25 protein-coding genes and 1 pseudogene are annotated in these 16,428 nt (G+C 64.3%); 5 read left to right on the top strand and 21 right to left on the bottom strand.

Annotation, left to right across the window (positions count from 1 at the left end):
- Positions 1-40: 40 nt before the first annotated feature.
- Positions 41-919, bottom strand: coding sequence for a caspase family protein (locus G398_RS16335; RefSeq protein ID WP_052571477.1), 879 nt, complete (start codon positions 917-919; stop codon positions 41-43).
- A gap of 215 nt (positions 920-1,134) precedes the next feature.
- On the opposite strand from G398_RS16335, the gene G398_RS0105030 reads away from it, so the two are divergent.
- Positions 1,135-1,665 carry a DUF4337 domain-containing protein gene (locus tag G398_RS0105030; RefSeq protein ID WP_026852791.1) on the top strand — a complete coding sequence of 177 codons (531 nt, stop codon included), beginning with the start codon at positions 1,135-1,137 and terminating at the stop codon, positions 1,663-1,665.
- Entirely contained in the window at positions 1,665-2,108 is a 444-nt protein-coding gene (locus tag G398_RS0105025; RefSeq protein WP_043483728.1) for an NUDIX domain-containing protein, read from the top strand. Before G398_RS0105030 ends, G398_RS0105025 begins: the two co-directional genes overlap by 1 nt.
- Here G398_RS0105025 and G398_RS0105020 read toward each other — a convergent pair.
- From G398_RS0105020 to G398_RS16330, 3 genes are read right to left on the bottom strand one after another with little or no spacing between them, the layout of a single operon-like run.
- Entirely contained in the window at positions 2,105-2,620 is a 516-nt protein-coding gene (locus G398_RS0105020) for a DUF4199 domain-containing protein (protein ID WP_026852790.1), read from the bottom strand. The two genes, G398_RS0105025 and G398_RS0105020, sit on opposite strands and share 4 nt — an antisense overlap.
- Positions 2,621-2,629: 9 nt before the next feature.
- Entirely contained in the window at positions 2,630-3,373 is a 744-nt protein-coding gene (locus G398_RS0105015; protein ID WP_043483725.1) for an SDR family oxidoreductase, read from the bottom strand.
- 49 nt (positions 3,374-3,422) lie between these two features.
- The gene (locus tag G398_RS16330) at positions 3,423-3,923 is read right to left on the bottom strand and encodes a DinB family protein (RefSeq protein ID WP_052571475.1); all 501 of its coding nucleotides are present in this window, start codon (positions 3,921-3,923) and stop codon (positions 3,423-3,425) included.
- Positions 3,924-4,034: 111 nt separating this feature from the next.
- Between G398_RS16330 and G398_RS0105005 the strand changes: the two genes are divergently transcribed.
- Entirely contained in the window at positions 4,035-4,946 is a 912-nt protein-coding gene (locus tag G398_RS0105005; protein WP_026852788.1) for a glutaminase, read from the top strand.
- A gap of 445 nt (positions 4,947-5,391) precedes the next feature.
- On the opposite strand, the gene G398_RS0105000 is transcribed toward G398_RS0105005, so the two are convergent.
- From G398_RS0105000 to G398_RS21160, 3 genes are all read right to left on the bottom strand, one after another.
- Positions 5,392-5,712 (bottom strand): hypothetical protein, encoded by a 321-nt coding sequence (locus G398_RS0105000; protein ID WP_026852787.1) that lies wholly within the window; start codon positions 5,710-5,712, stop codon positions 5,392-5,394.
- Positions 5,713-5,781: 69 nt separating this feature from the next.
- Entirely contained in the window at positions 5,782-6,729 is a 948-nt protein-coding gene (gene rlmF / locus G398_RS0104995; RefSeq protein ID WP_026852786.1) for a 23S rRNA (adenine(1618)-N(6))-methyltransferase RlmF, read from the bottom strand.
- 1 nt (position 6,730) lies between these two features.
- On the bottom strand, positions 6,731-7,294 hold the full coding sequence (locus tag G398_RS21160; protein WP_211229046.1) for a hypothetical protein: 564 nt from the start codon (positions 7,292-7,294) through the stop codon (positions 6,731-6,733).
- A gap of 90 nt (positions 7,295-7,384) precedes the next feature.
- Between G398_RS21160 and G398_RS0104985 the strand changes: the two genes are divergently transcribed.
- Complete coding sequence (locus tag G398_RS0104985; RefSeq protein WP_026852784.1) at positions 7,385-7,735, top strand: carboxymuconolactone decarboxylase family protein; 351 nt, start codon at positions 7,385-7,387, stop codon at positions 7,733-7,735.
- 7 nt (positions 7,736-7,742) lie between these two features.
- Here the strand turns inward: G398_RS0104985 and G398_RS0104980 are convergent, their stop codons facing one another.
- The 3 genes from G398_RS0104980 to G398_RS0104970 all read right to left on the bottom strand — a co-directional run bounded on the left by G398_RS0104980 (position 7,743) and on the right by G398_RS0104970 (position 9,365).
- Complete coding sequence (locus G398_RS0104980) at positions 7,743-8,216, bottom strand: methyltransferase family protein (protein WP_026852783.1); 474 nt, start codon at positions 8,214-8,216, stop codon at positions 7,743-7,745.
- Position 8,217: 1 nt separating this feature from the next.
- Entirely contained in the window at positions 8,218-9,036 is an 819-nt protein-coding gene (locus G398_RS16325) for a class I SAM-dependent methyltransferase (protein WP_052571473.1), read from the bottom strand.
- A 140-nt stretch (positions 9,037-9,176) separates the two neighbouring features.
- Positions 9,177-9,365 carry a hypothetical protein gene (locus tag G398_RS0104970; protein ID WP_026852782.1) on the bottom strand — a complete coding sequence of 63 codons (189 nt, stop codon included), beginning with the start codon at positions 9,363-9,365 and terminating at the stop codon, positions 9,177-9,179.
- A 126-nt stretch (positions 9,366-9,491) separates the two neighbouring features.
- Between G398_RS0104970 and G398_RS0104965 the strand changes: the two genes are divergently transcribed.
- Entirely contained in the window at positions 9,492-9,854 is a 363-nt protein-coding gene (locus G398_RS0104965) for a hypothetical protein (protein WP_026852781.1), read from the top strand.
- Positions 9,855-9,868: 14 nt separating this feature from the next.
- Here G398_RS0104965 and G398_RS22100 read toward each other — a convergent pair whose 3' ends face one another.
- The 11 genes and pseudogenes from G398_RS22100 to G398_RS20645 all read right to left on the bottom strand — a co-directional run bounded on the left by G398_RS22100 (position 9,869) and on the right by G398_RS20645 (position 15,775).
- Entirely contained in the window at positions 9,869-10,189 is a 321-nt protein-coding gene (locus G398_RS22100) for a hypothetical protein (protein WP_342669694.1), read from the bottom strand.
- Between the two features lie 15 nt (positions 10,190-10,204).
- Positions 10,205-10,378, bottom strand: a pseudogene (locus G398_RS22155) (CarD family transcriptional regulator); the annotation flags it as partial.
- A 130-nt stretch (positions 10,379-10,508) separates the two neighbouring features.
- The gene (locus G398_RS0104955) at positions 10,509-10,859 is read right to left on the bottom strand and encodes a DUF2200 domain-containing protein (RefSeq protein WP_026852779.1); all 351 of its coding nucleotides are present in this window, start codon (positions 10,857-10,859) and stop codon (positions 10,509-10,511) included.
- 81 nt (positions 10,860-10,940) lie between these two features.
- The gene (locus tag G398_RS0104950) at positions 10,941-11,351 is read right to left on the bottom strand and encodes a VOC family protein (RefSeq protein WP_026852778.1); all 411 of its coding nucleotides are present in this window, start codon (positions 11,349-11,351) and stop codon (positions 10,941-10,943) included.
- Positions 11,352-11,554: 203 nt separating this feature from the next.
- The gene (locus G398_RS20660; RefSeq protein ID WP_157492284.1) at positions 11,555-11,989 is read right to left on the bottom strand and encodes a hypothetical protein; all 435 of its coding nucleotides are present in this window, start codon (positions 11,987-11,989) and stop codon (positions 11,555-11,557) included.
- Positions 11,990-12,209: 220 nt separating this feature from the next.
- Positions 12,210-12,719 carry a TspO/MBR family protein gene (locus tag G398_RS19330; protein WP_211229044.1) on the bottom strand — a complete coding sequence of 170 codons (510 nt, stop codon included), beginning with the start codon at positions 12,717-12,719 and terminating at the stop codon, positions 12,210-12,212.
- Positions 12,720-12,736: 17 nt separating this feature from the next.
- The gene (locus G398_RS22095; RefSeq protein ID WP_342669696.1) at positions 12,737-12,910 is read right to left on the bottom strand and encodes a YgaP family membrane protein; all 174 of its coding nucleotides are present in this window, start codon (positions 12,908-12,910) and stop codon (positions 12,737-12,739) included.
- Positions 12,911-13,120: 210 nt separating this feature from the next.
- On the bottom strand, positions 13,121-13,771 hold the full coding sequence (locus G398_RS20655; protein WP_157492283.1) for a hypothetical protein: 651 nt from the start codon (positions 13,769-13,771) through the stop codon (positions 13,121-13,123).
- Positions 13,772-13,965: 194 nt separating this feature from the next.
- Positions 13,966-14,652, bottom strand: coding sequence for an FG-GAP repeat protein (locus tag G398_RS20650; protein WP_157492282.1), 687 nt, complete (start codon positions 14,650-14,652; stop codon positions 13,966-13,968).
- Positions 14,653-14,809: 157 nt separating this feature from the next.
- Positions 14,810-15,208 carry a lysozyme inhibitor LprI family protein gene (locus G398_RS20180; RefSeq protein ID WP_084512010.1) on the bottom strand — a complete coding sequence of 133 codons (399 nt, stop codon included), beginning with the start codon at positions 15,206-15,208 and terminating at the stop codon, positions 14,810-14,812.
- A gap of 138 nt (positions 15,209-15,346) precedes the next feature.
- A complete protein-coding gene (locus tag G398_RS20645) occupies positions 15,347-15,775 on the bottom strand; it encodes a hypothetical protein (protein ID WP_157492281.1) in 429 nt (142 codons plus the stop codon).
- Positions 15,776-16,428 lie beyond the last annotated feature (653 nt).

The following is a 16,428-nucleotide window of genomic DNA, read 5'->3' as shown; positions in this document are numbered from 1 at the left end:
GCGCGTCCGGCCTGAGTGTACTCCGCGGATCCCGCGAGAATCAGCTCGGCATCTCCGTGGGCAGGGGCGCCACGTTGGGGGGCACCTCGATGGCCTTCATGACCGCGTGGCGGGTGATGGCCTCGCAGTCCAGCTGGGGGGTCTGGGTGAAGTGGGCCGCTCCGAGATCCGCGCGGATCTTGGCCAGCACCTTGGCGCGGGTGAGGTGGTTGCCGCTTGCCCGGGCCTCCCGGCAGAAGTGCCAGGTGAAGGCGCCGTGCCAGTCGCCCTGCATGAAGGCGTCCGCGGCGGCCTGGGTCTGCTTGCAGGCGGTCCACAGGATGTGGTGGGACAGGCCCTTCTCCAGCAGCTTGATGTGCCCGGGGCGGGCGTGGCGGTACTCAATGTCGCGGAAGGCCTCGATGGAGGGCGGGGGCAGGTAGCGGGGCTTGCGGTCCATGAGCAGGTCCGCGGCCCGAAGACCCGCGCCGCTGTGCGATGTGTCGAGCAGGATCTCCAGGATCACCGTGGGGGGAAGCTGCACGAACAGGTCGTGAAGCTCATCGTCCACGATGAGGTGGTCGCGGTCCCACTGGGGGCCGCTCTGGGCCAGGTCGTGGGGGCAGAAGGCCTCGTCGGCCCGGTCGAACTCGTCGAGGTTCAGGTCCGGCACCTGGGTGCCATGGCCTGCGAAGGTGAAGACCAGGTGGTCGTAGCGGCCCGCCAGGGCGCCCTCCACCATGCGCCGCAGCTCGCGCATGATGTTGGCCTTGGTGGCGGCCTGGTCCGTCAGCCGGGTGATGTCGGAATCCTCGAAGCCCAGGAGGTCCTTCAGCAGCGAGGCCATGTCATGGGCGTCGTTGACACACCCGTTCAGGCTGGCCGCCGGGAAGTTCTGGTACTGGTTGATCCCGACGCAAAGCGCGGTGCGATGCAGCATGGGAGTCTCCTCTGGCTTTGCACGGGGAACACGGGAGCGGACACGCCGGGCCGCCCCCGGGAAGGGGAAGCGGATCCTGGCAGGACCGGAGGAGGACTGCGGCAGACGACGCACATCCCAGAAGGCTCCGCCTTCCACGATAGGCCCGGACCCCGACGGTTCAAGCAAGCGGGTGATATTCCGTAAGATGGAGGAGCGAGTTGCGGCGGAGTCCCATGAGCGATGAGAAGAAGGAACCCTGGCTGAGCCTCCTGGCTCTCACCACCGTGATTCTGGCGGTCTGCGCGACTCTGGCCACGTTCAAGGGCGGCGGCCACTCCACCCGGGCCGTGCTGAGCCAGAGCCAGGCCTCGGACCAGTGGGCCTACTACCAGGCCAAGGGCATCAAGGGGAACCTCTACGAGGTGGAGGCCATGCGCCTCCGCCGGGAGCTGGAGCTGGCCCCGAAAACCGCTGTGCCCACCCTGGAGAAGAGCCTGGCCGACGTGGAGAAGAAGGTGGCCAAGTACGACGGCGAGAAGGCCGAGATCCAGAAGGAGGCCCGGCGCTTCGAGGATGCCAAGACCGACGCGCAGAAGCACGGCGCGGCCTTCGGCCTGGCGGTGATCTTCCTCCAGATCGCGATCCTGCTCTCTTCCATCGCCGCCCTGCTGAAGCAGAAGCCCGTCTACGTCCTGGGCCTGCTGGTGGGCGTGGTGGGCATCGTCTACTTCATCAACGGCTTCTACCTGTTCCTGGCGGTCTGATGTGGGAGCTCACCGTCGCCGCTATCATCGAGCGGGAGGGCCGCTACCTGGTCGTGGAGGAGACGGACGGTTCGCCTGAGCGCGTCTTCAACCAGCCCGCGGGCCACGTGGAGCCCGGCGAATCCATTCTCGACGCCGTGCGCCGCGAGGTGCGCGAGGAGACGGGCCTGGCCTTCACGCCGGAGGCGCTGGTGGGGGTCTACCAGCTCCGGGCCCGGAACGGGAAGGACTACTGCCGGCTCTGCTTCCGGGGCACCGTGCCCGGAGGCGCCCAGGCCGCGCCCGAGGACCCCGAGATCCTGGGCTGCCGGTGGCTCAGCCGCGAGGAGCTGGCCGTGGCCCCCCTGCGCTCGGGCCTCGTCCTGCGCTGCGTGGACGATGCCTGCGCCGGCCTGGCCTACCCGCTCTCCCTGGTGTCGGAGCTGCGCCGGGAGCGCGGCTAGGGTTTCGGAAGGATGGGTTCCGCGGCCGCGGCGGACGCTCGGCGCCGGTGGTACTTCACGGCTGCGATCAGGGAGGTGAACAGGCCCGTGATCCAGGTGCCCAGGGCCCCGGCGAAGGCGCTGCCCAGGGAGGTCCGCATGGGGGCCTGGGCCTTCACCACGGCCTCGATCTGCTCGGGGCCGAGGCCCTGCTGGGCCATGCGCAGGCGGCCCAGGGCCTCCATCTCGGCGAAGTAGCTGGGGAACACCACGGTGGTGAAGAGCAGGCTCCCCACGAAGATGATGGCCGAGGCGGCGAGGGAGGCCCCCACGCCGTTCTGCACCTGGCGCAGGTAGCCCGTGGTGGAGGCGTCGCGACGGAGCATCCACACCAGGATCCCGATCTGCAGGGGGATCACCAGCCAGAAGAGGAAGAGCAGGCCAGGGTTCCGGTACCAGCCCGTGAAGCCCATGACGAAGGTCCAGAGCACCACGAGGATGCCGAGGACGAAGCCGGTGCGGAGCGCCGCCATGGAAGACTCCTAGAAGGTGTGGGCGCCGCCGTTGACGGGGAGGGTGGCGCCGGTGACGAACCCGGTCTGGAGGAGGCCGGCCACGGCTTCGGCCACGTCCTCCGCCTGGCCGTTGCGGCGCAGGGGCGTGTGTTCCGCGGCCGCCTGCTTGTGCTTCTCGGGGAGGTTGGCGGTGGCGTCTGTGAGGGTGAGGCCCGGGGCCACGGCGTTCACGCGGATGCCCATGGGGCCCAGCTCGAAGGCCAGGGCGCGCACCAGGCCCTCCAGGGCGGCCTTGGCGGCGCTGTGGGCGCAGAACCCCCAGCCCGGGTCGCGGGCCAGGCCGCTGGTGATGGCGACGATGCTGCCGCTCTTGCGCTCCAGCATCTGGGGCACCACGGCCCGGCAGCCGTGGAAGGCCGCGCCCATCTCGCCCAGCACCTTGGCCTCGAAGGCGTCCCAGGGATAGTCCAGGAAGCCCTTCATGGGAAAGCCGATGGAGGCGTTGAGCACGAGGATGCCGATGGGCCCCAGCTGTGCCTTCACCTCGGCGGCCATGGCCTCCACCTGGGCCCGGTCCCGCGCGTCGCCCTTCACGGCGATGGCCTTTCCGCCGGCGGCCCGGATGTCGGCCACGACGGACTGCGCCGCGGCCTCGGAGCCGAAGTAGTTCACGGCCACCGCCGCCCCCCGGGCGGCCAGCGCCCGGGCCGTGGCGGCTCCGATGCCGCGGCTGGCGCCGGTGACGAGCGCGACGTTCCCGTTCAAGGACATGGTGCCTCCTCAGGCCTGGTTCAGATTCTCCAACGGCGGGGCGGAAGCCTCAATGGCCCAGCAGCTCCGGGAGGGACATGCCTCCGGCGCTGGTGGCATCGCCCGTGAGGGCGCGGCGCAGGTAGCCGGCCTGGCCGAGATGGAAGGCCAGGTGGACGGCCAGGTGCGTCAGGAGGAGGCCCGTGCGCGGCCGGTGCGTGCCCACCGGCGCGGGGAAGATGTCTGCTTCCATGTCCGGCGTGAGGGCCGCCAGGCCCGCCTCCACGGCGGCGATGGCGGATGCGAGCTCTGCGGCCACGGAGGCCCGGGTGCCCTCCCGCTGGGCGAACTCCCGCTCCCGCTGGCGCACGTAGCCCGTGGCGCCCAGCACGGCACCCAGGAAGTGCCGCAGGTTGCCCGCCACGTGGAGGGCCACATTCCCCGCGCTGTTGGTGACGCCCGGCACCGTGCGCCAGAGCGTGGCGTCATCGGGGAACAGCTCCACCTCGCGGATGAAGCAGCGCAGGTCGCGGCGGAAGATCGGCAGGAGGTCGGCGGCGAGGGGGGTCATGGGCGCTCCGGAGAAGAAGGTTGGCCACGGAGGCATCCAGATGAACACGGATGGGGTGGTTGCGGCTCATCGGGGTGCGGCCGCGGGCGCCTGTGCATTATCCTGCCTCTCATGGATCTTCAGGCCCTCCTCGACGACCTGGCGGTGGAAGCCGCGCCCCTGGCGGCGCAGGGGAAGGTGGCGGACTACATTCCCGCCCTGGCCTCCGTGCCCGCCACGCGCTTCGGCCTGGCCCTCGCCACCACCGAGGGCCAGCTCTTCGGCACTGGGGACTGGCGCACGCCCTTCTCCATCCAGAGCGTGTCCAAGGCCTTCTCCCTGGCCCTGGTGCTGGCGCGGGACGGCGAGGCCCTGTGGAAGCGCGTGGGCCGCGAGCCCTCGGGCAATCCCTTCAACTCGCTGGTGCAGCTGGAGTACGAGAAGGGCATCCCCCGCAACCCCTTCATCAACGCCGGGGCCCTGGTCCTCATCGACCGCCTGCTCTCGCTCACGGGCGATTCCCTGGGCGCGCTGCGGGACTTCCTGCGCGCCGAGAGCGGCAACCCGGCCCTGGACGTGGATCCGGAAGTCGCGGCCTCCGAGGCCTCCCACGGCCACCGCAACGCGGCCCTGGCCCACTTCATGGCCAGCTGCGGCAACCTGGAGAACCCCGTGGATCAGGTGCTGGACCACTACTTCCGCCAGTGCAGCCTGGCCATGAGCTGCGCGGACCTGGCGAAGGCGGGCCTCTTCCTGGCCAATCACGGCCTGCGGGCGGACGGCTCGCGCCTGCTCTCCCGCAGCGAATCCAAGCGCATCAACTCCGTGATGCTCACCTGCGGCACCTACGACGCGGCCGGCGACTTCGCCTACCGCGTGGGCCTGCCCGGCAAGAGCGGCGTGGGCGGCGGCATCCTGGCGGTGCTGCCCGAGCGCGGCGTCCTCTGCGTCTGGAGCCCCGCCCTCGACCCCCACGGCAACAGCATCGCCGGCGTCGAGGCCCTGGACCGCTTCACCACCCGAACGGGGTGGTCGGTGTTCTGAAAAAGCTGGACAGGATGAACAGGAGTAAATGATTGGATTAACAGGATCTCGTTATCGGTGAGCCTCAGTCTGAAGAAGCTGGAACTGCGGATGACGGAGAAAAAGCGTTCATAAGCGGAGGTTTGCGGAGGAGCGGAGGAAAGCGGAGGCCAAAGAAAAGGCGCCGGGCGTTCTGACAAGGACATCCGGGCCCGCCGAAGACGCCCCCCATGGAGCCCACGCTGGCGAAGCGGCATCCCCAAACCAGCTACAGCCCCGTTCTCAATCTGTGTGGATCTGTGAAATCTGTGGGCCCGCAGCCTTTTCTCCGCCATCTCCGGCTCCAGCCCTTCATCTTGCGAACCTTGGGCTGGGCCTGGTCGATGAGCAGGGAACAGGATTCAAGATCCAAGGTTTTCAATCCTGTTAATCCTGCCTTTCATCCTGTTAATCCTGTCCATCCTTTTCATTCTTCACCCCCCCCCCGCAGCAGCCAGCCGGACCAGGCGGTGAACAGGGCTACGGCGCCGAGGATGAGGGCCATGCGCAGCCAGGGCTCGTCGAAGGCCAGGCGCTGGCGCACGCCCTGGACCGCCGTCCACAGCCACACCAGCGCCCCCAGGGCAAGGGCCCAGCGCACGGTGGCCTGGGCCGGGGGTTTCGGGATGAAGAGCGGCACCAGGAGGACGAGGGAGAGCCCCACCAGGAGCAGCTCGCTGGCGCGGAGGAAGTGCGCTCCCAGCATCAGCAGGGCGAAGAAGGCGGGGAGGCGGCGAAGGACGAACATGGGAGCTCCGGCGACGGGAGAATCATACCTGTTTATCCGAAATATCGAATCACAACCCGGATCACCCCTTCACCAGGCCTTCCGCGCCGCCGCCTCCAGGAAGGTCCAGGCCAGGAAGCGGCTCTGCTTCTGGCCCTGGGCCATGGGCACGATGCGGACCTCCAGGGCCCCGGCCTGGCGGAGGGCCCGCTGCAGGCCGAGCAGGTTGGCGGAGCTGGAGACCAGGGTGGTGAACCAGCGCACCTGGGCCGGCATGGCCGCGCTCTCCGCGATCATGCGCCGGATGAAGCCCGCCTCGCCGCCTTCGCACCACAGTTCCGCCCCCTGGCCGCCGAAGTTCCGGGCCGGGCCGGACGCGCCCAAGCCCAGCTTCCGCCACTTGGCCCGGGCCACCTCCCGGGCCTCCCGCAGCGAGCCGTGGAAGGGCGGGTTGCAGAGGCTGAGGTCGAAGCGCTCGTCCGGCCCCACCACGCCCTGGAAGAGGGCCCGGGGATCCCTCTGGCGCCGCAGGGCGATGGCCGCCGCCAGGCCCGGGTTGGCGGCCAGGATGCGGGCCGCGGAGGCGAGGGAGGCCCCGTCGATGTCCGTGCCCACGAAGGACCAGCCGTACTCCCGGTGGCCCAGCAGGGGGTAGATGAGGCTGGCGCCCGTGCCGAGGTCCAGTGCGCGTACTTGGGCGCCCCTTGGGACCGGACCGCCCTCCGCCAGCAGGTCCGCCAGGTGGTGCAGGTAGTCCGCCCGGCCGGGGATGGGCGGGCAGAGGGCGCCCGCCGGCAGGTCCCAGCCCCGGATGCCATAGGCCTCCAGCAGCAGGGCGCGGTTCAGGGCCTTCACCGCCGCGGGGTCCGCGAAGTCGATGGAGGGGCCGCCGTGGGGGGCGCGGCGCACGAAGGGGCCCAGCTCCGGGCTGGCCGCCACCAGCCGGGGGAAGTCGTAGCCGGCGTCGTGCCGGTTGCGGGGATGGAGGCCCGGCTTGGCGGGCTTCGCCGCGCCCGGGCCGCTGGAACGGGGGGCCATGTCAGTCTCCCCCGCCATCGGCGGCCAGGCGCGTGGCCGCGAACCAGAAGCCCAGGGCCAGCAGGAGCGTCAGCCAGGCCACGGTGAAGGCCAGCTGGCGGCCCTGCCAGAGCCCCTCGAACCAGCGCTGGAACTCGGTGGCGACGACATTGGCCTTGCCGCCCACCACCTCCAGCTGCCGCAGGTAGCGCTTGGTGTCCTCGGGCTCGTAGCCCAGGGGATTGGCCGCCCGGGGCGCGGCCCGCAGGTAGAGGAGGGCGGCGCTGCCGAGGCCCGCGGCGAGGATGCCCGCCGTGACGCGGCGGATGCGGGCCCCCCGGGTGGCGGGCTCGGTGCCCAGCCAGCGGCCGGACCGCGCGGCCCGGTGGGCCCGCTGGGCCTCGCGCTGCCGATGGACGTCGCCGATCCGCGCCAGGTCCGTCTCGGAGACCGGGCATCCCCGCCGCCGCAGCTCCGCCAGGGCCGCCTCCACGGCCTCGGCCTTGTAGGCCTGGGGCTGCTCCAGGTAGCGGCGCAGCTCCGCCTCGGCGAGCGTGGGGATCCGGGCGGCGAACGAGTCGGGCATCCGACCAGCATAGGTCCAGGGACGGGATCCATGGACCGGTCCCGCGACCCGGGATTGGTGGAACACTCGTGGGCCGGAGGTGGAGCCATGATGCTCGACTGGAACGGCTATCGGAAGCAGGTCGGAGCCGGGGTGACAGAGCTCGCCCGGCTGAGCCCCGAGACCGCGCGGGGTTATCGCATGCTGGGAGAGGCGGGCCAGAAGACCGGCCACCTCGACGCCAGGACCCGCGAGCTGATCTCGCTGGCGGTGGCGGTCACGCTGCGCTGCGACGGGTGCATCACGGTCCACACGGACGCCGCCGTGAAGCTGGGCGCCAGCCGGGAGGAGATCGCGGAGGCCCTGGGCGTGGCGGTGTCCGTCAACGCGGGGGCCGCCCTGGTGTTCTCCACCCGGGCCCTGGACGCCTATGCGGCGCGGGTGGCCGAAGGTCAGCCCTGAGGATCCGTCAGAACCAGCGTCGCACGGCGCGGCGGTAGGCCTCGTACTCCGCACCGAACCGGGCCTCCAGGTGCCGTTCCTCCCGGGCGATGACGTGGACCCGGATGACGAAGAGGGTCGGCAGCAGCATGAGCGCGGGCCAGGGGGCGTTCGCCAGGAGGGCCAGGCCCGCCTGGAGGAGCGCCAGGCTCAGGTACAGCGGGTTCCGGGTGAAGCGGAAGGGGCCCTCCACCATGAGGGCCGAGGCGGGACGGTCCGGCCGCACGGTGGTGTGGAAGCGGCGGAAGGTGAGGAAGGCCCAGCCGGCCAGGAAGCAAGAGCCCAGGGCGAACAGGGCCCCGAGCCACCGGGGCAGTGGATTGTCCGGGGCGGCGAAAGTCAGTGGCTGGACCCGCTGGAGCAGGAAGCCGAGCCCCAGCCCCGCGGCGAACACCACCGGCGGCGGGAGGCGGACGCCGGGGCCCTCCCGGCCCGCCTCCATGTCAGGCCCTCCCCAGGCCGATGCAGGCCTCCACGGTCAGCGTGGGCACGCCGTCCCGGGACTGGGCGCGGAGGGCGCCGATGTACTCCCGCCCCACGGCCGCGGTCGTCTCCGGTCCCAGGCGCTCGAAGAGGTGGGCCAGGGGCGGGGCCGACCGCGTGAAGCCCGACCAGTAGGCCTCCGGCGAGTGGATCCGCTGGGTGGCCGTGGAGGTCAGGACCTCCACTTCGCGGAAGCCGGCCGCCTCCATGCGGGACCCGAGGCTGTCACCGTTGAGCCGGGCCCAGACCGGCGGCGCGGAGGGCGGCTGGAAGCCGGGAACGACCTTGCGGACCGCCTGCCTCACCAAGGCCATCAGGGGCAGGTTGGCCGGGTCGCGCCAGCAGACCACCGCCGCGCGGCCGCCCTCGCGGAGCACCCGGCGCAGCTCCGCCAGGCCCCGGTCCTGGTCCGGGAAGAAGATCAGGCCCAGCACCGAGGCGGCGCCGTCGAAGCTGGCGTCGGGCAGGGCCAGCGCCTGGCCGTCCATGACCTCGGCCGCCATGCCCGGCAGTCCCGCCGCGGCGATGCGCGCCTGCAGGCGGTCCACCATGCCCGGCGCGAAGTCCGTGGCCAGGACCTCGGCCCCGGCGCGCGCGGCCGAGAGACCGAAGGCCCCCGTGCCGGCGGCCACGTCGAGCACCCGCGCGCCCGGCCCGAGGTCCAGCAGCCGGAGGGCATGCTCCGCAAACTGGGCGCTCAGCCCCTCGAAGGCCTGCTCGTACTCGGAGGCGATGGCGCTCCAGTTGCCCGCCACCTGGTCTGGGCTCAGCTCGGCCATGGGGCGCTCCAATTCTCCGATACCAGGGGGGGCGGGGAAGGGTCCAGCCGGTTGCGGATTCTGAGATCGAGACTTCTCCCGGGGATTACCCGGAAGAAGATAGCCGGGTTCGGGCCGGGCGCCAGGCCGATCGGGCCCGGTCAGTGCTGGCGGCCCTCCCGGTAGAGGAGCGCGGCGAGGATCCCGCAGAACAGGAAGGCCACTCCGCTCATCCAGAGCGGGACCTGGGCCCGGCCGATCTGGACCTCCAGGCCCAGGGCCAGCCGCAGCAGGTGGGCCAGGGAGATCACCCCGAGAAAGGCCGCGGCGATCAGCGAAACGGGTTTCATGGGCGCCTCCGGGCCCGCCCGGGGGCTGGAACCTCCGCGTCCCTCCGAAGATGCGGGGCCTTCCCAGGCCGGTCGGAGCTATGATGGCTCCGCTTTCCCGACGGGGCCAATGGCTGGGGGGTCGCCATGCTGCACACCCGCACGATCAGGGATCTGGACGAGATGCGCACCCTGGCCTTCCCGCCGCCGTACGCCCTCATGGACGCGCTGGTGTCCGCCGAGGGCCGCGACGAGGATTGGTCCGTCCTCATGGCGTTCGAGCGCGGCTCCAGCCACGCCCAGTGGGTGGTGCTGTTCCCGGAGGCCGGGGAGGCGCGCTTCTACACCGAGGAGGACCAGCTGGTCGGGCGCTGGGACCGCCACCGGGAGATCTTCATCCCCGAGGAGGGTTCGCCCGTGGACCTGCGGGGCAAGCCCGTATCCCTGGCCTCCATCGAGGACGACGAGGAGGACGAGGACGCCGAGGCCGAGGAGCGGCGGCGGAAGTAGCGGCGGCCGGATCCCTACACGGCCTGCCGGGGGATCCGCGCCTGGATGAAGGGGAGCACGTCCTTCGGGTCGAGGCCCAGGACGAAGGCGAACTCCTCGTAGAGCAGCCTCTCGGCCGTGCCCATGATCTTGCTGTCGATGGTGCCCAGCCGCTTGGACTTGCTGTGCTGGTTTTTCTCGAGGTAGAGCGTCTTGATCAGCTGGATCAGCGCCCTGCTGTCGCAGGAGTTGACCTTCGCGTAATAGGCCTTGCTCCGTTCCCGTTCATCGCTGATCCAGACCGTCTCCTCCTCGGGCATGTGGTCGATCAGGCCGTAGATCTGGTCTTTGCTCATGATGGGACGGATATGGGCGAGAATTTCATCATTGGAGGTGGGAATGTAGATGCTGCTTGTGGGAGCCGAAATGGGCTCGAGTACATAGCATTCCTGCCCCTCCATGCCTCCAAGCTTCACCATCCTGAGGTCCGTGACCCGGCAGACGCCAGTGGCACCGTAGAAAACATAGTCATTTATTCCAAACATGCTTACGCCTCCCATGCCGCCCTCATGGTCGGCATGACGATGAATGCGGTGACCCGCCATCCTTAGGATACCAAAAGGCATCGCTCGGCCGTAAGCGGGAATCGGGCCAGGCCTACGACCGGCCCGGGGTTCATTGGCGCAGAATCTTGTCCATGGCCTTGCCCTTGGCAAGCTCGTCGATGAGCTTGTCGAGGTATCTGATCTTCCGGGTCATGGGATCGGCGATGTCCTCGACCCGGACCCCGCAGACGACGCCTGTGATGAGTGAGCTGTTGGGGTGGATCAAGGGGGCGTGGTCGAAGAACGTCTGGAAGTCGATGTTCACGCGCGTATGGAGGGCGAGCTGGTCACGGCTGTAACCCGTGAGCCAGCAGATGATCGAATCCACCTCGTCCCTTGTTCTTCCTTTGCGCTCGGCCTTCTGGACGTAGAGAGGATAGACGGTCGTGAACAGCAGCTTTGAGATGTCCCGAGCGCTCATGGCATCCTCCCGAGAACGGTAGGTTATTCGAACGGGCTGACGGCGGGGGAATGGGACCGGCGCGGGCCCGTGGGGGTTTTGTTAGGCACTCTCTGGCGCAGGCTGGGAAACCAGGTGGAGCAATCCCCACCCATGCCCGTCCGGGTCCACGAAACTGTGCGTGTACATGAACCCGAAGTCTTCAGGCTCATCGTAGGTGGAGCCCCCAGCTGCAAGGGCTTTTGCGACCAGCTCATCGACCCGTTCCCTGCTGTCGCAACTGAGGGAGATCAGTACTTCGACGGCCTGATGGGTATCGCAAACGGCCTTGGGAGTGAACTCGCGAAACTTGGCATGCGTGGCCAACATGACAGACATTGCATCGCTGATGACGATGCATGCTGCCGAATCACCGCTGAATTGCGGGTTTTGGGTAAAGCCAAGCGCCTCGAAAAAAGCGATTGATCTCTGGAGGTCAGCGACAGGAAGGTTGAGGAAAACCTGATTGATCATGCCAATCTCCTTTGACATGGAAATTCACAAAGATGGTATTGCGGTTTGGCGAATGAAGATTACCGGCCCTGCCTGTGCCGAGGTGACGAGCAGAGCGAGGAAGCGAGAAGTTGAGAGAGCGGGAGGCAGTGCGGGCGAGGTTCGAGTTGAACTGAGGGTTTAGGCTCATGTTCGTGATCGAATGGTTCCGTGATGACAAAGTACTAATAGCCTGCCTTATAGACTAAATTATTATTATCAATGGCAACCCCTTCGAAGCCGTTGTTTTTGTCTCCAGGCATTCGATGGAGTTCCAAGCGGAGTTCATGCCCCTGCTGGCTACGGAGTGTAGTTCGGAAGTGTTGGGGGCTACCGAGGACTTTGGCATTGAAATACCCGCTGCCGAATACCTTGTCCCAGAGGGGAGCCAATTCGCGGTCGGGTGGGACTGAACTCGTAGTACTAATCACCGATTCAAAAGTTTCCTCATTCGGAAGGGAAGCTGTGATTGTTGCGCTTTGCCAACCAAAGTGAATTCTGAAGCGGCAAGGGATCGGTGAACCGGAGCCCGTTTCACTAATTGGATAGATGTGAAATGGGGCTGACATGGGAAAGCAAGCTGTCAGCAATAAAAGCAATATGGCAGCGGGTAATCGCATGTTGACTCCTGTTAGAAGAGAAGTGATTGGTGCGGTCATCAAGAAGAAGGCCAGCAGGCAGGCAGCGCAGAGAGGGGCCTAACGGATGAAGCTAACCGGCCCCGCCTACGCCGAGACGCTAAGCGGAGCCGAGGAAGCGAGAGATTGAGAGAGAGCGGCGGGCCATGCAGGCGGGGCCCGAGTTGAGCGGAAGGTTAGGTCGCTGGGGCGTCAATTGTGATCAACCTAGAATCTTTGGATTTTGGCGCCATACCGAAAAGGTAAGCAAAGAAGCAAAGGTGACCCACAAAAAATACGGAATGAGTAGAGCAGCTGGGAGTTTCCGGATTCTCCAGAAAGCGATCACGGTTGCAAGAATCAGGGTCCATAGAAGAATCACTTCGAGGAAGGCAAGCATCCCCTGGTGCCAAAAGAAAAAGAGCCAACTCCAGAGTGAATTGACCACGAGCTGACTGAGGAACAGCAATAGCGCGGACCTTGCCCCAGAAAACCCCCGAACGCGCCAGACCAGCCAAGCGGCGATTCCCATGAAAGTATACAGCGCAGTCCAAACCGGGCCGAACAGCCAGCCGGGAGGGGCCCAGGAAGGGCGGGCAAGCTGGGCATAGAAAGGTCCGGCATTGACCGATGCAAAGGCTCCAACTCCGGCAGCGATGAATACGACGACCAGGCAGGAAACCAGACCAAGGAACTGGGTAAACGGCGAAAACATGGACTGCCGGTTGTTCATACGCGGCCTAACTGGACTCAGGCCGACTTGCGGCGGCAAGTTGAGATACCGAGCAGAGTGTAGAGCGGGCAAAGGCCCGTCACGCCCGTGAGCAGCGGAACAAGACCAAACCAGCCCCAATTCGTTTTGGGACCAACGAAGACAATGCAAAGAAGGCCAATTCCAATGAGAACGCGAAGAACTCGTTCGATTGGATGTTCAGTGACTTCCGGAAAGCTCTTTATGGATTCTCCCTTTTAGAACCTGAAGCTGTTTCTTGTGGAAGCGGCCTAACGAATGGAGCTAACCGCGCCCCGCCTGCACCGAGGCGCTGAGCGGAGCCGAGGAAGCGGGAAGAAGAGAAAGAGCGGAAGACAATGCAGGCGGGGTCCGAGTTGAGCTAAGGGTTAGGCCGATGGTGGTCATTCAGGGTTATCCAGCAGGTTTAGAATTAGCGGTAATCGAGGATCACCCGGGTTCAGCCTTTCTTCAAACCCTTTCCGAATCGCCAAAAATTCAGTTTCAGAAACCCAGTTCTTTACGGCCCTGAGGAATATCTTGTGAGGCTCAAGAAGGTTCCAGTGGGTGATCACAAACTCAGGGTCATAGAAGAGTTCAGCGATGCCTGAAGCGATCTCTTCGGCATAATGCCCGTCTCCACGACCTTGTAACATGAGAAGTCGCCTCAGGGCTTCGGTGTCACCAGTTTTGACCTTTTCTAGGTATGCCTCGAAAATGGGTTCAAATCCGATTGCCCATTTCACCTTGGGATGGCGGAATTCATTGTTTTGCCACTCTGCGGAGTATGGGATCGACTGATTGAGCCCTATGAACCTAGAAATCGCTAGTTCCGTATCGGGAAGTGACCTGGTGAAGATGGACCCAAATTTGTTGGGGTTGGACCGATAGAGAAGGTACCCAGAGAACAACCGCTTCATAGGATCTTTGGCTGACTTGGCGACATCTTGAATTGCTTTCCATTCTTGATTGGAAGCCATACCCAACAGCTGTTTGGCGGATTGTAGGTCAGGAGAAGGCGATTGGCCGACGAGCTGACTAATGCTCAGCAGCATCATCCCTACGATGGCGAACCTTGGGTGCATTGAGAGGCCTAACGAATGGAGCTAACCGGCCCCGCCTGCACCGAGGCGACGAGCGGAGCCGGGTTAGCGAAATATTGAGAGAGAGCGAAGGGCAATACAGGCGGGGTCCGAGTTGAGCGGAGGGTTAGGCCTTTCGTGCTGCGAAGAATGGTCAAGAGCACCTGCTACTCTCCACCGTGACTTAACCTGATAGCACGGCCAAGCAGCTTTCCTGGCGAGGCACTGGAGGAAAGAAATAGGCATAGATGATGACGCCCTGGATAACCGACATGACTAACAATTAAATCCAACTTTCCATCCCCATCAATATCCAATACAGCAACACCATGAATCGAAGAATCATTGCAGCCCCTATCAATGACAATTCTTTGAGTCGACTGGCCAAAATGAATTGTGCAAATCATATCGTTGTTGAATGTAAATTGAGGGGTTGGTGGGTCAAAGATTAATTTAATGTCACCGATGATTGGATGATTAGTGCTGAGTGTGCGCTTTTTAGGTGTAATCAGTGGTTTCCATTCTACCTCTCGAATTGCAGAAAACGCCCACGTTGGAGAATTAGGAATAGATGGCAAGTTTTGAATATATATCCAAGGCTGACCTTTAACCCTTTCAATGGTCGAAATGGTTTTATCTCCATAGGTTGTAGAGCCTTGAGAGAGCTTGCCCAAGGTCAGCCACCCCTGGCCATTTTCTACGCTGACGATTACCCATTCTCCTTTGGTACCACCGGTAAAATCGGAGGACCAATACATACCTGGTTCAAGGATGCGAATACCACGCGAATGAGACTTCTCTGGAGATTGGCCTATTAGGGTGGCCGCGATGAGTGCAAAGAACAGAACTCGCACCGACTCCTCCATGGAAAGGCCTAACGAAGGAAGCTAACCGGGCCCCGCCTGCACCGAGGCGCTGAACGGAGCCGAGGAAGCGAAACGATGAGAGAGAGCGAAAGGCAATGCAGGCGGGGTCCGAGTTGAGCGGAGGGTTAGGCGCACAGAGAGGCCTTCAATGGCCGAAATTATCATCAATGACTTTCTGTAGTTCTGCGGACCTGGCCTTAGTCATCCGTGTGATTGCTTGAATGTGGATCTGGGGCTGACCAGTACCGCCATCCCAGAAGAATGCCTCGAAGTCGGAGTTGATTTTTCGATAATTCAACCAGGCCTCCTGCGAGGCCTTCAACTTGGTTTTCTGAGTTTCTTCGCACAGAAGGGATTCAAGTTTTGCTAGAACAACGGCCATTTCCTTTTCTGCGGCCTCTAATTCCCTACTCGCTGATCTGCGCATGTCGTAAGTCGTAATGATTTTTTCTTGTTGCTTTGGTTGCTCTGCCAACTGAGGAGGAGCCGCGAACAGGCAGATTGGTCCAAACCATAGGATTGTTGCTGCATTTTTGATCGACATGACGGCTCCAGGTGTGTGGCGCCTAACGAATGAAGCTAACCGGCCGCGCCTGCACCGAGACGCTGAGCGGAGCCGAGGAAGCGAGATGTTGAGAGAGAGCGAAAGGCAATGCAGGCGGGGTCCGAGTTGAGCTAAGGGTTAGGCCGATGAGCCATCTTCGGAGATTTCGTAAGCTTCGTAGTGTTCTCGCCCCTCTTTTGGGCGAACAGAAAACCATTGCATGCCCTCAGGAAGTGGAATCTTGGTGGGCGGACCATTTTCTGGTGCAGGCTTTGAAGTGACCGTTGGATCACTATAGTAGGACGACACGAATTCAGCTCGGACATATGAATGCAGATAGAAGTCGAATTCAGAGCGGTCGAATTCTATTCCGAAAGCCTGGCCGAAGTGACCCAATGCGAATTCACCCAATTCCCTGGGAACTGAAAGCTCTGAATCCTTTTGGCACTGACAGATTTCGAGAAGCCGATCGATGTCGAAATGGCTCACATCAATGGAAGCGTCATAAAAATCCTCACCTTTTGGGTAGCGTTTGAGGAGCCGCACTATTCGAGGATCATTCTTCATGTGAGCGGCCTAACGAATGAAGCTAACCGGCCCCGCCTGCACCGAGGCGACGAGCGGAGCCGAGGAAGCGAGATGTTGAGAGAGAGCAGCGGGCAATGCAGGCGGGGTCCGAGTTGAGCTAAGGGTTAGGCCGCTGGGCGATTCTTTGGGATTTTGCCACGAATAATACGCCACAGGAGTAGAAGCAGAACGCCGATTAGGATGCCTAGCCCGGAAGCACTTTTAAGCACTGAGTAAGGGACATTGAACAATCGGATGGGAACCCAATGGGCCAGCCAACCCAACGGATAGAACCAGAATAGGGCCCAAGTGAAGATCACCGTTGGGGTTAAGAGGAATTGAGCCACTCCCTTTCTGTGAACGATCTTAGGGAAAGTTCTGGAAATCCACTGCACAAAGAGCAAGCAAGCCGGAAGGCCGAGAACCATCCAGAGAACATGTGCAAGGAAAGAAACAAACTGGGCGCTGGTCGGCATCGATTGGTTGCGGCCTAACGAATGTGGCTAACCGGCCCCGCCTGCACCGAGACGATGAGCGGAGCCGAGGAAGCGAGAAGCTGAGAGAGGTTGTCAGTTCACCGTCAAGGGTACTACGGTGGATTTCCTTCGCGCGGAAAGGATCGTCCCGCCGGGAGGGGCGCAAGGTCGCGACAG

Origin of the sequence: Geothrix fermentans DSM 14018 (assembly GCF_000428885.1) — a bacterium.
GTDB lineage: Bacteria > Acidobacteriota > Holophagae > Holophagales > Holophagaceae > Geothrix > Geothrix fermentans.
Note: the sequence above shows the minus strand (reverse complement) of the source record. Positions and strands in the feature narration are given on the sequence as shown.

Coding starts and splice junctions, on each gene's coding strand:
- G398_RS16335 (WP_052571477.1), bottom strand. CDS start 919: ATGCTGCATCGCACCGCGCTTTGCGTCGGGATCAACCAGTACCAGAAC.
- G398_RS0105030 (WP_026852791.1), top strand. CDS start 1,135: ATGAGCGATGAGAAGAAGGAACCCTGGCTGAGCCTCCTGGCTCTCACC.
- G398_RS0105025 (WP_043483728.1), top strand. CDS start 1,665: ATGTGGGAGCTCACCGTCGCCGCTATCATCGAGCGGGAGGGCCGCTAC.
- G398_RS0105020 (WP_026852790.1), bottom strand. CDS start 2,620: ATGGCGGCGCTCCGCACCGGCTTCGTCCTCGGCATCCTCGTGGTGCTC.
- G398_RS0105015 (WP_043483725.1), bottom strand. CDS start 3,373: ATGTCCTTGAACGGGAACGTCGCGCTCGTCACCGGCGCCAGCCGCGGC.
- G398_RS16330 (WP_052571475.1), bottom strand. CDS start 3,923: ATGACCCCCCTCGCCGCCGACCTCCTGCCGATCTTCCGCCGCGACCTG.
- G398_RS0105005 (WP_026852788.1), top strand. CDS start 4,035: ATGGATCTTCAGGCCCTCCTCGACGACCTGGCGGTGGAAGCCGCGCCC.
- G398_RS0105000 (WP_026852787.1), bottom strand. CDS start 5,712: ATGTTCGTCCTTCGCCGCCTCCCCGCCTTCTTCGCCCTGCTGATGCTG.
- rlmF (WP_026852786.1), bottom strand. CDS start 6,729: ATGGCCCCCCGTTCCAGCGGCCCGGGCGCGGCGAAGCCCGCCAAGCCG.
- G398_RS21160 (WP_211229046.1), bottom strand. CDS start 7,294: ATGCCCGACTCGTTCGCCGCCCGGATCCCCACGCTCGCCGAGGCGGAG.
- G398_RS0104985 (WP_026852784.1), top strand. CDS start 7,385: ATGCTCGACTGGAACGGCTATCGGAAGCAGGTCGGAGCCGGGGTGACA.
- G398_RS0104980 (WP_026852783.1), bottom strand. CDS start 8,216: ATGGAGGCGGGCCGGGAGGGCCCCGGCGTCCGCCTCCCGCCGCCGGTG.
- G398_RS16325 (WP_052571473.1), bottom strand. CDS start 9,036: ATGGCCGAGCTGAGCCCAGACCAGGTGGCGGGCAACTGGAGCGCCATC.
- G398_RS0104970 (WP_026852782.1), bottom strand. CDS start 9,365: ATGAAACCCGTTTCGCTGATCGCCGCGGCCTTTCTCGGGGTGATCTCC.
- G398_RS0104965 (WP_026852781.1), top strand. CDS start 9,492: ATGCTGCACACCCGCACGATCAGGGATCTGGACGAGATGCGCACCCTG.
- G398_RS22100 (WP_342669694.1), bottom strand. CDS start 10,189: ATGAGCAAAGACCAGATCTACGGCCTGATCGACCACATGCCCGAGGAG.
- G398_RS0104955 (WP_026852779.1), bottom strand. CDS start 10,859: ATGAGCGCTCGGGACATCTCAAAGCTGCTGTTCACGACCGTCTATCCT.
- G398_RS0104950 (WP_026852778.1), bottom strand. CDS start 11,351: ATGATCAATCAGGTTTTCCTCAACCTTCCTGTCGCTGACCTCCAGAGA.
- G398_RS20660 (WP_157492284.1), bottom strand. CDS start 11,989: ATGCGATTACCCGCTGCCATATTGCTTTTATTGCTGACAGCTTGCTTT.
- G398_RS19330 (WP_211229044.1), bottom strand. CDS start 12,719: ATGAACAACCGGCAGTCCATGTTTTCGCCGTTTACCCAGTTCCTTGGT.
- G398_RS20655 (WP_157492283.1), bottom strand. CDS start 13,771: ATGCTGCTGAGCATTAGTCAGCTCGTCGGCCAATCGCCTTCTCCTGAC.
- G398_RS20180 (WP_084512010.1), bottom strand. CDS start 15,208: ATGTCGATCAAAAATGCAGCAACAATCCTATGGTTTGGACCAATCTGC.
- G398_RS20645 (WP_157492281.1), bottom strand. CDS start 15,775: ATGAAGAATGATCCTCGAATAGTGCGGCTCCTCAAACGCTACCCAAAA.